Origin of the sequence: Streptomyces sp. NPDC003456, from assembly GCF_042878735.1 — a bacterium.
Lineage (GTDB): Bacteria > Actinomycetota > Actinomycetes > Streptomycetales > Streptomycetaceae > Streptomyces.
In genome coordinates this window covers 382,708-395,223 of sequence record NZ_JBIAOK010000005.1, presented here as the reverse complement: position 1 = coordinate 395,223, position 12,516 = coordinate 382,708, and the positions used below count along the sequence as shown (strand labels likewise).

General features: G+C 75.5%; 10 protein-coding genes. 2 read left to right on the top strand and 8 right to left on the bottom strand.

Annotated elements, in window-relative coordinates; translation table 11 throughout:
• Window positions 1–25: 25 nt before the first annotated feature.
• Window positions 26–520: an ATP-binding protein gene (locus ACFYWG_RS22780; RefSeq protein WP_376325624.1), complete on the bottom strand. Its 495-nt coding sequence runs from the start codon at window positions 518–520 to the stop codon at window positions 26–28.
• 423 nt (window positions 521–943) lie between these two features.
• The gene (locus tag ACFYWG_RS22775) at window positions 944–1,567 is read right to left on the bottom strand and encodes a hypothetical protein (protein WP_389203142.1); all 624 of its coding nucleotides are present in this window, start codon (window positions 1,565–1,567) and stop codon (window positions 944–946) included.
• Between the two features lie 231 nt (window positions 1,568–1,798).
• Between ACFYWG_RS22775 and ACFYWG_RS22770 the strand changes: the two genes are divergently transcribed.
• Complete coding sequence (locus ACFYWG_RS22770) at window positions 1,799–3,454, top strand: helix-turn-helix domain-containing protein (protein ID WP_389203140.1); 1,656 nt, start codon at window positions 1,799–1,801, stop codon at window positions 3,452–3,454.
• Window positions 3,455–3,491: 37 nt separating this feature from the next.
• Here the strand turns inward: ACFYWG_RS22770 and ACFYWG_RS22765 are convergent, their stop codons facing one another.
• The 3 genes from ACFYWG_RS22765 to ACFYWG_RS22755 all read right to left on the bottom strand — a co-directional run bounded on the left by ACFYWG_RS22765 (window position 3,492) and on the right by ACFYWG_RS22755 (window position 8,348).
• Complete coding sequence (locus ACFYWG_RS22765) at window positions 3,492–4,457, bottom strand: LysR family transcriptional regulator (RefSeq protein WP_389203138.1); 966 nt, start codon at window positions 4,455–4,457, stop codon at window positions 3,492–3,494.
• Window positions 4,458–4,676: 219 nt separating this feature from the next.
• Window positions 4,677–6,419 (bottom strand): pyruvate dehydrogenase, encoded by a 1,743-nt coding sequence (locus ACFYWG_RS22760; protein ID WP_389203136.1) that lies wholly within the window; start codon window positions 6,417–6,419, stop codon window positions 4,677–4,679.
• 66 nt (window positions 6,420–6,485) lie between these two features.
• Window positions 6,486–8,348, bottom strand: coding sequence for a protein phosphatase 2C domain-containing protein (locus tag ACFYWG_RS22755; RefSeq protein ID WP_389203134.1), 1,863 nt, complete (start codon window positions 8,346–8,348; stop codon window positions 6,486–6,488).
• A gap of 211 nt (window positions 8,349–8,559) precedes the next feature.
• On the opposite strand from ACFYWG_RS22755, the gene ACFYWG_RS22750 reads away from it, so the two are divergent.
• On the top strand, window positions 8,560–9,042 hold the full coding sequence (locus ACFYWG_RS22750; RefSeq protein ID WP_389203132.1) for a DUF456 domain-containing protein: 483 nt from the start codon (window positions 8,560–8,562) through the stop codon (window positions 9,040–9,042).
• 55 nt (window positions 9,043–9,097) lie between these two features.
• Here the strand turns inward: ACFYWG_RS22750 and ACFYWG_RS22745 are convergent, their stop codons facing one another.
• The 3 genes from ACFYWG_RS22745 to rsgA all read right to left on the bottom strand — a co-directional run bounded on the left by ACFYWG_RS22745 (window position 9,098) and on the right by rsgA (window position 12,424).
• Complete coding sequence (locus ACFYWG_RS22745; RefSeq protein WP_383500276.1) at window positions 9,098–9,592, bottom strand: methylated-DNA--[protein]-cysteine S-methyltransferase; 495 nt, start codon at window positions 9,590–9,592, stop codon at window positions 9,098–9,100.
• The gene (locus ACFYWG_RS22740) at window positions 9,589–11,004 is read right to left on the bottom strand and encodes a DNA-3-methyladenine glycosylase 2 family protein (RefSeq protein ID WP_385417607.1); all 1,416 of its coding nucleotides are present in this window, start codon (window positions 11,002–11,004) and stop codon (window positions 9,589–9,591) included. Before ACFYWG_RS22740 ends, ACFYWG_RS22745 begins: the two co-directional genes overlap by 4 nt.
• Before the next feature lie 313 nt (window positions 11,005–11,317).
• Entirely contained in the window at window positions 11,318–12,424 is a 1,107-nt protein-coding gene (gene rsgA, locus ACFYWG_RS22735; RefSeq protein WP_385417604.1) for a ribosome small subunit-dependent GTPase A, read from the bottom strand.
• Window positions 12,425–12,516 lie beyond the last annotated feature (92 nt).

Here is a 12,516-nt window from a genome sequence, read left to right as displayed (position 1 = left end):
CTGCGGGCCGCGCCCCCTTCGGCGTTCACGCCGCGCGGGCCTGGAGCTCGAACCAGACCGACTTGCCCACCTCGTGCGGCCGTACCCCCCAGTCGTCCGCCAGGGACTGCACCAGCAACAGGCCGCGCCCGCCCGTGCCCTCGTCGGGCACCGGTACGCGCACCCGGGGCCGGCGGGCCACGAAGTCCCGCACTTCCACGCGCAGTCCGCGGGGCCCGACGGTGGCCGTGAGGACCGCGTCGTGGTCGGTGTGGACGATCGCGTTGGTGACCAGTTCGCTGGTGAGCAGTTCCGCGATGTCGGGGAGGTCGGAGCGTCCCGGTGACCTGCCCCACTGCCCGAGCAGTTCGCGCAGGGCCCTGCGGGCCTCAGGTACGGCCCGCAGGTCCGCCCGCCCGAGTCTGCGGTGCAGTTGCGGCTCCGGCTCCCGCTCCGCGGCCTCCTGCGCGTCGTCCCCCTCGGATCTCACGGAGACGGCCCCCGTCGCCGCGTGACCGCCTCCCCGTGCCTGCCTCTCCATGGCCCCCGCCCGCGCGCCGATGTCGGTTCCCCCTTGGTCGAACACGTTCACGGGGATCCATGCCCCAGCGGGCACGCGCCAGTCATGCCCGGCCCCCGACGGCCGGGTGTTCGGCCACCGGAACGAGGGCGGGGCACCGGCCTGCGGGCGGCCGGGCAGTACACCGGAGGAGGGCGAGGGGTCAAGAGGCCGGCCGGTCAGGGTCTCCGCACGGTTGCTGACCGCCCCCGATCGGACGACCGGCCCCGGGCCGGCCGGCGTCGGAGGTGTGCGCGGGGACGGGAGGAGAGGGCCGGCTCCGCGCGGCGGCACTCGCCGGAAGTTGGCTGAAGTACGACGGTTCCCGTGCCCGGCCGCGGCCCTTCCGGGGCCGTCCTCCCCACCCCCGTGACGGAGGACGGCCCCTTCTCCGGGTGGCGCGCGTCAGTACAGCTTGTTGACGGCGGTGGTCGTCGTCTTCTTGAACGCGCTCACCGGGGCGCCGCCGAAGTCGCCCAGCTGCCCCCACTGCACGACGGTGACGGTCCTGCCGTCGCGGCCGACCGACAGCAGCGAGACGTCGTTGGCGCCCCAGGAGGTCTCGGTGTGCAGACCCCGGACGGTGGCGCCCTCCTCGACCGGCAGCTTGCCGTAGTAGCGCCCCTCGGCCGCGGTGTCGGGGTCGTTCCGCTCGATGCGGTCGGCGCAGGTGCGGATCAGGTCGTCGTAGTGCTTCGCCAGGGCCTTGGCCAGGGTGGCCGTGTCCGCCACGACGGTCAGCTGCACGGCACTGGCGTCCAGGTCGGTGTGGAACTCCCGGTAGTGGTACTCGTAGGACGGCACGCCCTCCGTGCTGACGCAGGTGCCGAGGCCCTCCGGGAAGCCCTCGGTGACCGGGCCGGCCGTCCAGGTGGAGCTGGGGTGGGGCGGCAGCTGGGACGCCGACAGGAACTTCGGCGCGGCGGCCTGCGTCGCGGCACCCGCCGCGGGCGCCGTGAGGACCGTGCCCGCCGCGAGGGCGGCGACGGTGAGTGCGGTGAGCGCGCTGGCTCGGACGTGCTTGGGCATGGGTGTCCCCCGTGGGTGAATGCGTGGATGGTCGGTGCCGCCGCGCAGCGGGCTTCTCGGCCCGGCCCTGCCCGGTGCGGCACCGAAAGCATCAGCGGTCGCACCGGGTGGACGCAACAGCCGGCGGCCGATCCGGCACGGTGGAACCATCCCAGCCCTTCTGACGTGCAGATACATGAGGTGCCTGGGATGCCGTCCCGGGCCCGGTCGGACCGTCAGGACGGGGAAACGGTGTCGGTGCACAAGGACGTCGACGACGTCGGGGAGTTCGCCGCGCTGCTGCGGGCGCTGAAACAGCGCACGGACCGCAGCTACGGGTCGCTGGCCCGCCGCCTGGCCATGAACACCTCGACGCTGCACCGGTACTGCGCGGGCGAGGCGGTCCCGGTCGACTTCGCTCCCGTGGAGCGTTTCGCGGCCCTGTGCGGGGCCACCGCCGAGGAGCGCCTGGAACTGCACCGCCGCTGGCTCCTCGCGGCAGCGGCCCGCCAGCGCCCACGCGGCACGGCGACGTCCGGCACGGAGGCGGACGGCTCGGCCGGGAGCGGTGCGGAATCGGGTGGTCCGGCGACGCGCAAGGGAGAGGCGGACGGCTCGGCGACCAGCAGTGGTGAGGCGGACGGTTCCGCAGAGGTGGTCGGCGGTGCGGCGGGCCCGGCGCGGCACGCCGAAGCGGCGCGGAGCGGGGGCGCAGCCCGGAGCGCGGGGACGCCACAGGACGCGGGCGCAGCCGAGGGTGCGGGCGCCGCGCCGGGCGCTGGAGCGGCGCGGGGTGCGGGCGCGCAGCGGGATCCGGGCGCCCCGTCGAGCGCCGGCGCGGTTCACGAGCCGGGTTCCTCCGTCAACCGGGGCGAGGGCCCGGAAGGGGCCGCTCTCGCTGCCGGGACGACGGCCGTGGCCCTGTCGTCCGCCGGGGCGCCGCTCCCCCGCCGCCCCTGGCACCGCCGCAGGCGCCTCACCGCCGGGATCGCCGCCGCCGGCGCGCTGCTGGCGGTCCTGGGAGGTATCGCCGCGCTGCCCGACGGGCGGCGCGCGGCGGCCGACGACCGGACCCGTGCCGCCGCCCCGGCCGACCCCGGGCCGGAACCGACCGGGCGGAAGGAGCCGCACGGCTCGTCCCCCTCGCCCGGCGGCTCCCCCGGTCCGAAGCGGTCCGCGCCCCCCACCGCGGCCGAGAAGGGAGGGAAGAAGAAGGGGAGGAAGGACGACCGGACCTCCCCCTCGCCGTCCGCCCGCGCCGGCACGCCCTCGCAGAAGGGCACCCCCGCCGCCGTGCCCCTCACCTGGTCCGCCGACTCCCAGGCGTGGCAGCACGGTTGCGGACACGACTACGTGGTCGCCAAACCGCCGTCCGAGGTCCCGCCGCCCCCCGTGCCGCAGGACGCGGGCACCTGGGCCGCCTCCCAGGGCGCGGTGCACGCGGGCGAGACGCTCGTCCGGCTGTCGGTGCAGGGCCGGACCGACACGGCCGTCGTGCTGGAGGACCTGCGCGTGCGGGTGGTGGGACGCACGACCCCCGTCAAGGGCAACGCCTTCGCCATGAATCAGGGCTGCGGAGGCGCGCTCACCCCGCGCTCCTTCGACGTGGACCTCGACAAGGACCGGCCCATCGCCCGCGCGGTCGCCGGGAGCGACGCGGGGACGCCGATCCCGGCGGTGCGCATGCCCTACCGGGTCTCCGCTCGGGACCCCGAGGTGCTGCTGGTGACGGCGGGAACCCGGTCGTGCGACTGCCGCTGGTACCTGGAGCTGGACTGGTCCTCGCAGGGCCGCAGGGGCACGGTCCGGATCGACGACCACGGCCGGCCGTTCCGCACCAGCGCCCTGAAGGGCCTGCCCCGCTACCTGTACGACACCTCGGCCCGCACGTGGGCGCCCTACCGCTAGCCACCGCCCGGCCGGCCACGGGGCCGCCGAGCGGGTGTCAGCGGCGGAATCCGACGCCGCCGGTGGCGGCCCGGGCGGCGTGCCGGGCGGCGGCGACGGCGGGCTCGTCGCGGCGCTCGGTGAGCCAGGCGAGGGCCGCCGTGGACCGCGGCAGGTCCCTGACGTCGACGTAGCGCACGCCCGGCCGGGGGAACAGGTCCCGGGCCGCCGCCGGCAGGAAGCACATGGCCTCTCCGCGGGCCACGGTGTGCAGCAGCGTCTCCATGTCCGTGACGACGGGCCCGTACCGCACGCGACTGCCGTCGGGCCGGGGATCGGCGGCCCAGAAGTCCCGCCACTCGCGCGGGGTCGGTGCGGGCCAGTCGACCACGGGGCGGCCGGCGAGCTGAGCGAGCGTGATGCCGGGCAGCGCGGCCAGGGGGTCGTCGGCCGGAAGGCACGCCACCCGCGGCTCGCCGGCCAGCCGGTGCAGTTCGATGCCCTCCGGGACGGGAGGCCGCAGGAAGACCACATCGACCTCCCGCTGCTCCAGGGCGGCGGCGAAGCGGTGGGCGTTGAGGGTGACCAGATCCACCGTCAGCTGCGGGTGATGGTCCTCCCGCAGGGCCCGCAGCACGGCGTGGGTGTAGGGCATGGCGGCCTCGGCCCCGACGGTCCCCACCACGAGCCGGCCGGAGAGACGCCGTACCTGCGCCTGAGCCGTGCGCCGCAGCTGGACCATGGCGTCGACCGCCGCGCGGGCCACGGGAAGCAGCGTCCGTCCGGCGTCCGTGAGATCGACCGTCCGGTTCGTGCGGTCGAACAGCCGCACCCCCAGACGGTTCTCCAGCCCCCGGATCTGCTGGCTGAGCGCGGACTGGCTGATGAAGAGGGACGCGGCAGCACGCCCGAAGTGCCGGGTCTCCCCGAGGACGAGGAACAGGCGCAACTGGTGGATGCTGGGCTCCGCCGCGGAGCCGATGCCCACCGGGACGGTCCCACGGACCTCACCGACCGCGGTCATGATCCCTCCCTCGTCGAACGGCCGGGACGGCGGCCGGTCGCTGCCGCGGCCGTGGGGACGCACAGCGGCACGGCGCTTCCCGCTCCCGGTCCGGCGGGGCGGTTGCTCCCGCTCCGCCAGACTAGGAGGGTGCCGCCCGCGCCGGTCCTGACAGATGTCAGGTGCCGGGGGCCCGTCCCGGGGCGTCCCGGCCGGACCGCGGAGCGGGGGGCCGGTCCCTCACGGCCGGGGCACGTTGCGGATGTTGGAGCGGGCCATCTGCAGCATGCGGCCGACGCCGCCGTCCAGCACGATCTTCGAGGCGGACAGGGCGAACCCGGTCACCATCTCGGCCTTGATCTTCGGCGGGATGGACAGCGCGTTGGGGTCGGTGACGACGTCGACGAGGGCCGGGCCCTTGTGCTTGAAGGCGTCCTTGAGCGCCCCGGCGAGATCCTTGGGCTTCTCGACCCGCACTCCGTGGGCGCCGCAGGCACGGGCCACGGCCGCGAAGTCCGGGTTCGTGTTGGCGGTGCCGTGCGAGGGCAGCCCGGCGACCAGCATCTCCAACTCGACCATGCCGAGCGAGGAGTTGTTGAACAGGACGACCTTCACCGGGAGGTCGTACTGCACCAGCGTGAGGAAGTCGCCCATCAGCATGGAGAAGCCGCCGTCGCCGGACATCGACACGACCTGCCGTCTGCGGTCGGTGAACTGCGCGCCGATCGCCATGGGCAGGGCGTTGGCCATGGAGCCGTGCGAGAAGGAGCCGATGACGCGGCGGCGGCCGTTGGGCGAGATGTAGCGTGCGGCCCAGACGTTGCACATACCGGTGTCGACGGTGAACACGGCGTCGTCGTCGGCGATGTCGTCCAGCACGGACGCCACGTACTCGGGGTGGATCGGCGTGTGCTTCTCGACCTTGCGGGTGTAGGCCTTCACCACCCCCTCCAGCGCGTCGGCGTGCTTCTTGAGCATCCGGTCCAGGAAGCGGCGGTTCTTCTTCTCCTTCACCCGCGGGATGAGGCAGCGCAGCGTCTCCCGTACGTCGCCCCACACCGCGAGGTCCAGCTTGGAGCGGCGGCCGAGGTGCTCGGGCCGCACGTCCACCTGGGCGATCTTCACGTCGTCGGGGAGGAACGCGTTGTACGGGAAGTCGGTGCCGAGCAGGATCAGCAGATCGCACTCGTGGGTGGCCTCGTAGGCGGCGCCGTACCCGAGCAGTCCGCTCATGCCGACGTCGTAGGGGTTGTCGTACTGGATCCACTCCTTGCCGCGCAGGGCGTGCCCCACCGGGGACTTGATCTTCCCGGCGAACTCCATGATCTCGGCGTGCGCGCCGGCCGTGCCGCTGCCGCAGAAGAGGGTGACCTTGCCGGCCTCGTCGATCATCTCGACCAGCCGGTCGATCTCGGCGTCGCCGGGGCGCACGCTGGGCCGGGAGGTGACGAGGGCGGTCTCGGCGGCCTTCTCCGGGGCGGGCAGGTCGGCGATGTCGCCGGGCAGCGTGACGACGCTGACACCGCTGCGGCCGACGGCGTTCTGGATGGCGGTCTGCAGCAGCCGCGGCATCTGCTGCGGGCTGGAGATCATCTCGCTGTAGTGGCTGCACTCGGTGAACAGCCGGTCGGGATGGGTCTCCTGGAAGTAGCCGAGGCCGATCTCGCTGGAGGGGATGTGCGAGGCCAGGGCGAGGACCGGGGCCATGGAGCGGTGGGCGTCGTAGAGGCCGTTGATGAGGTGGAGGTTGCCGGGGCCGCAGGAACCGGCGCAGGCGGCGAGCGAGCCGGTGATCTGGGCCTCGGCACTCGCGGCGAAGGCGGCGGTCTCCTCGTGCCGGACGTGGATCCACTCGATGGCGGAGTTTCGGCGGACGGCGTCGACGACGGGGTTGAGACTGTCGCCGACGACTCCGTAGAGGCGTTTGACCCCGGCGCGGGTCAGGATGTCGACGAACTGTTCCGCGACGTTCTGTTTGGCCATGGTTCTCGTCTGCCCCTTCGGTTCCCTGGGATCCCTCCGGGTTCCATCACCTCACACGCCGCGCGCTCACGCCTCCCACACCGCCGCGGCCGTACGGTCGTCCGCGTAACCCTTGACCCGCACCTGGGAGTCGGCGAGGAACGCGGCCAGGCCGGGCGGCTCGGGGAGGGACCACCGCTCGGCGAGGTACTCGCCCAGTTCGGGCTCACCGCGCAGCGGGTCGGCGAGGCCGCCGCTGCACATCAGGAGGGTGTCGCCCGGGCGGGCGACGGAGGTGCGGAAGCGGAACGGCTCGCGAGGCGGTTCCGGGGCCGGTTCGTACGGGCTCGGCGGGGTGGGGAGGCCGAGGTCCATGGTGAGCCGGTCGCCCTCGGGGATCTGGGGCGGCGGCGATCCGAAGCCCAGGACGGCCTCGCCCCGGACGTCCGCGACCTGCGGCTCGATGTCCTGCCACTGCCCTTCCCGCAGTCGGAACAGCCCGCCGGGCCCCACGCCGAAGAACACGCGGGTGCGGCAGGCCGGGTCGGCCGGCAGCAGCAGGCAGCGCAGACTGGCCGCGTACTCCTCGGGTGCGACGCCCCGTTCGCCGGCGCCGGCCCGGAGTCTGCCGAGGCTGCGGTCGGTCAGGCGGTGCAGCCCGGACTTGAGATCGCCCCGGCGGCCGCCCCTGATGTCCTCCACCAGGCGGGCGTGACTGCGGCCCACCGCACGGCCGATCCAGTGACACGCCTCGGCGGCGGCCCGGTGCGCGCCCGGCGTGGCCCGGGCCCCGGTCGCCATCGCCACCAGCAGCAGCGCCTGCTCCCCCGTCCCGAACCGCGCGGTGAGCAGGGAGTCGCGCCGGGGCTCGCCCCGGTACCGCGCCGAGTCGCCCCGCACGGACACGGCCCGCAGGGTGCAGGTGCCGTAGCGGGCGCCGTCGAGCACGGTGTCCGCGACGAGGTCGCCGAGGTCGTCCGGGTCGGCGGCGGGCAGGGCGGTGGGTTCGGCGTCGTAGGTGGGCGGCCGGGAGCCGACGTGGCCCCGGGGCCCGGGGGTCCCGGCGGGCCGCTCGATGCGGGGCTCCCACTGTGCCACCACCGCGTCCGGCGGCGGCTCGGCGGGAACCGGCGGCACGGACACGGTCCCGACCGCCCGGTACGGCTCCGCCGGGGAGCCGGGACCGGGGGGCTCGGGTTGCGGCACCACCGAGCCGGGGCCGGGAGTTCCCGGTGGGGACGGCACCGAGCCGGGGCCTTGGGGCTGCGGCGGCGCGGACGGGGAGAGAGGGCTTCGGGGCTCTGGTGGTGCCGGCGGCGGAACCGAGCCCTGGGACACCGGTGGTGCGGGCGGTGGGACGGAGCCCTGGGACGCCGCTGGTGCGGGCGGCGGGACGGGGCCAGGCTGCTCAGGCCGCGCGGAGGGCGGATCCGCGGGCGGAGGTGGCACGGAGGGCGTGTCCGCCACCGTCGGCGGGTGCCCGGCACGGGCCGGCCAGGCCGGCGGGGCCGCCGGGGGCGGTGGCGCCGAGGGCATCCCCGGGGCGGGAGGCGGAGCGGCAGGGGCCTGCTCCGGGGGCGCGGCGGGTTGCGGGGCCGGGGATGCGGGTGGTGCTGCTGCGGGCGGGGGCGCCGCGGAGGTCGGATCCCCCGACGCTGCCGCGGGTTCGGTGGGGTCCTGCTGGTGCCCGGCCGTCGGGAAGGTGACCGGGCCGGGCGGGCGGGACGGCGGTGGCTCCCACGGGGCGCGCGGCGGGGCCGGCAGGTCGTCGGCGCCCGCCCGGGGCGACGGGACGACGGGCGGTCCGGTCACCGCCCCCGCCGCCGAGGCGAAGCGGTCGTCCAGGGAATCCGGGGCCGGTGCCGGGCCCGTGTCGTCGGTGGAGTCCTCGTACAGCTGCCTCCACCAGTCGTCCTCGTGACCGGTGGGCCTTCCCCCCTGCTGACTCATGCCCCCGATTGTTCACCGCACCAGCCGGATGAAAACGGGGCTTGTGGAAAAAACCGGCCCGCCGACCCGCCGCGACCGGCACGTCGGGTGATCGGTAGAACGGCTGTGCCATGACGGGGCTCCGGGGCCGCCCGGGCCGCTGACCTGCGGGAGTGGCGCACCGTCACCCTGCTGACCTGCGCGTTCTCCCGGCTTCCGGCAGTCTGGTCAGATGGGCGTGTGGGACCTCCTGCTGGTCGGGCTGGTCATCCTGCTCGGACTGTGCGGCGTGCTGCTGCCCGCCATGCCCGGGTCGTGGCTGGTGTGGGCCGCGGTCCTGTGGTGGGCGCTCAAGGATCCGCAGCCCGTCGCCTGGTGGGTCCTGGTCGGGGCGACGGCCCTGCTGCTGCTCTCCCAGGCGGTGCGCTGGGCGCTGCCGCCCCGCCGTCTGCGCTCCGACGGCACCACCCGCCTCATGCTGGCGTACGCCGGCGCGGGCTCCCTCCTCGGGTTCGTCCTCGTCCCGGTCCTGGGCGCGATCCCCGGCTTCCTCGGCGGGATCTACCTCTTCGAACGGATGCGGCTGGGGCGTCACGCCGATGCCGTCGCCGCCCTGCGCACGGTGCTGCGCTCGGGCGGCTCCGGCATCCTGGTCGAGCTGTTCACCTGCCAGCTCATCGCGGCGGCCTGGCTGGGCGCGGTGATCTGGGGCTGAACCGGCCCGCCACCGGGGAGCCCGGTGCCCTCCCCGGACGCCGCGAGGAGGCCGGTCAGGCTCCGAGGAACCCCTCGTGCGTCAGCAGCCGCACCTTGCGGTCCAGCCCGCCCGCGTACCCGGTCAGCGCGCCGCCCGCCCCGATCACCCGGTGGCAGGGCCGTACGACCAGCAGCGGATTGGCGCCGATCGCCCCGCCCACGGCCCGGACCGCCGCCCGGGGCGCCCCGATGCGCGCGGCGATCTCCCCGTAGGTGGCGGTCGTGCCGTAGGGAATGTCGTCCAGTGCGGCCCAGACCTTCTCCCGAAAGGCCGAGCCCTCGGTGCGCCACGTCAGGCGGAACTCCTTCAGGTCGCCGGCGAAGTAGGCCGCGAGCTGCTCCTCGGCGTCGCGGAAGGGCCCGGGGTCGCGCCGCCAGTCGTCGCGCACCTCCCGGCCGCCCTTCTGCCCGGGCACGGACAGCGAGGTGAGTTCGCCGGAGGGGGCGGCGGTCAGGAGCAGCGGCCCGAGCGGGCTGGCGACGCTCGTCCAGTAGGCCGGGGGGTTCATCGGATCTCCCACTCCCCTGCTGCGCGCAGGTGGTTCAGGGCGTACGAGCGCCAGGGGCGCCAGGTGTCGGGGACGTCGAGCCCGGGCGGGGCGGCGTCCGGGTCGCCGAGGGCGCGAGCGCGGATCTCGGCGAGGGTACGGGCGTCCAGTCCGGGCACGGACCGCAGGGCCTCCTGCGCGGCCTCCCGGTCGGCGCCCGGGTCGAGGCGGACGGCGTGGTCGGCGAGCGCGGCGGTGAGCGCGCCGAGGGCGCCTCCGGGTTCCGCCCCGGCGAGGACGGCGGGTTCGGGGAACAGGTGGGTGAGGCCGCCGCAGGGGGCGTCGAGGGCCTTGCCGTACCGGCGTACCAGCCGCTCGGCCTCCGCGCGTCCCACCAGGGCGCGCACCGCGAGTTCCTCGGGGTCGGCGGCTCCCGGCGAGCGCAGGCCGGGGCGGGCGGCGACCAGCGGGGCGAGGCGCGGGTCGGCGCCGAGGCGGCCGTCGACGGCGTAGGGGTCGGCGTCCAGGTCGAACAGCCGCCGCAGCCGCTGCACGGCGGTGGTCAGGTCGCGCAGGTCGGTGAGGTGCAGCCGGGCGTCGAGCCAGCCGCCGGGGTGGGCGCCCGACGCGGCCCGGGCGGTGCCGGTGCGTTCGGCGACGGCGGCGATGCCGGTGCCGTACGGCAGCCGCAGGGTGCGCCGGTAGGTGCGGGCCCCGGGCGGTCCGCTGATCTCCTCGACCCCGGGTACGGCCTCGCGCTGGAGCAGGTCGAAGACGGGACCGGACGCGTAAGGGCCGCGGTGAGCGAGGCGGAGCGGGATGCCGGCGTCCGGGCCGGCCGTGCGGTGGCCGTGCCCGCCGCGGGGGGCGGCGGAGCGCAGGTCGCTCGGGGTCGCGGCGTACACGGCCCGGATCGTGTCGTTGAACTGGCGCACGCTGGAGAAGCCGGCGGCGAAGGCGATCTCGGTGATCGGCAGTCCGGTCGTCTGCACCAGGACGCGCGCGGTGTGGGCCCGCTGGGCCCGGGCGAGGGCGACCGGGCCGGCGCCCAGTTCGGCGGTGAGCTGGCGCTGCACCTGCCGTGCGCTGTAGCCGAGGCGGGCGGCGAGTCCGGTGACGCCCTCCCGGTCGACCACGCCGTCGGCGATCAGCCGCACGGCCCGGGCCACGACGTCCGCGCGCACGTTCCACTCGGCGGAGCCGGGCACGGCGTCCGGGCGGCACCGCCGGCAGGCCCGGAAGCCGGAGCCCTGTGCGGCGGCGGCCGTGGCGAAGAACCGGACGTTGGCCCGCTTCGGGGTGACGGCCGGGCAGCTCGGCCGGCAGTAGATGCCGGTCGTCTCGACGGCGAAGAAGAACACGCCGTCGAACCGGGCGTCGCGACTGCGCACGGCCTCGTACCTGGTGTCCTCGTCCGTTCTCTGCTCGCTCACCCCTCCAGTCTCCGCTGCCGGCGGCCCCGCCGCTGGCGGGAATCGGACATGGCGTCTGTGTGCCGTCTGCCGTCTGCCGGGGCGAACCCCTCGGCAGCCGATGGGCGAAACGCGTCACCCGTCCGCCGGACGGCGACCGGCCTGCCGGACAGCGGGTGATCCGCCGGACAGCGGGTGGCCCGCCGGGCCGGCGCCGCGGCGGGTGCCGCAACGGGCCGATGCCACGGCGAGCCGATGCCACGGCGGGCCGCTGGCCCGCCGCCAGGGGCGGGCCAGCCGGTGCCCCGTCGGGGCGGGAGCTGCCGGTGGGCGGTCAGGCGCGCCAGTGGGGGCCGCGCTTGGCCTCCATGGCCGCCTTGCCCATCGCCCCCTTCCGCTTCCAGTCCTTGCGGATCTCCGCCCGCAGCCGGGCGTCGGTCTTGGCGACGATGCGCTGGTTCTCCCGCAGCAGCTTGCGGTAGCTGTGCAGGCGCCGTTCGGGCAGGTCGCCGTCCTCCACGGCGGCCAGCACCGCGCACCCCGGCTCCGCCTCGTGGGCGCAGTCGTGGAAGCGGCACCGCCCGGCCAGCTCCTCGATCTCGGAGAACACCTGCCCGACACCGGTCTCGGCGTCCCAGAGGCCGACGCCCCGCAGTCCGGGGGTGTCGATGAGGACGCCACCGCCGGGCATCAGGAGCAGGTTGCGGGTCGTGGTGGTGTGCCGGCCCTTGCCGTCGACGTCGCGGGTGGCCTGCACGGCCATGACGTCGGCGCCGAGCAGCGCGTTGGCGAGGGTGGACTTGCCCGCGCCGGACTGGCCGAGCAGCACGGACGTGCCGCCCCCGACCAGGGCGTTGACCACGTCGAGCCCACTTCCGTCCAGGGCGCTGACGGGCACCACGGGCACGCCGGGCGCGCTGGTCTCGACGTCCTGCACGAGGTGGGACAGCGTGACGGGGTCGGGCACGAGGTCGGCCTTGGTGAGGACGACGACGGGCTGCGCACCCGATTCCCAGGCCAGCGCGAGGAACCGTTCGACACGGCCGAGGTCGAGCTCGACCGCGAGGGACACGGCGACGATGGCGTGGTCCACGTTGGCCGCGAGGATCTGTCCCTCGGAGCGCTTGGAGGAGGTGGAGCGGACGAACGCGGTGCGCCGCTCCAGGCAGGTGCGCACGTAGCGCGGGTTGCCGCCGGGCTCGACGGCGACCCAGTCGCCGGTGCAGACGACGCGCAGCGGGTCGTGCGGGGTGACGAACGCGGTGTCGGCGCGCAGGACGCCGCCGGCGGTGACGACGTCGCACTGGCCGCGGTCGACCCGGATCACGCGTCCGGGCAGCAGCCCTTCGGCGGCGTGGGGGGCGAACGCGTCCGCCCAGGCGTCGTCCCAGCCGTAGGGAGCGAGCGCGGAGGAGACGGTGGAGGTGGAGCTGGAAGTCAAGGGGGGACCCTTTCGAGGGCGGCCCCGGCGCGACGCTGGTCGGCTCAGCCGGTGGCCGTGGAGATGGACGTGATGAACTGGATGCGGGCAGC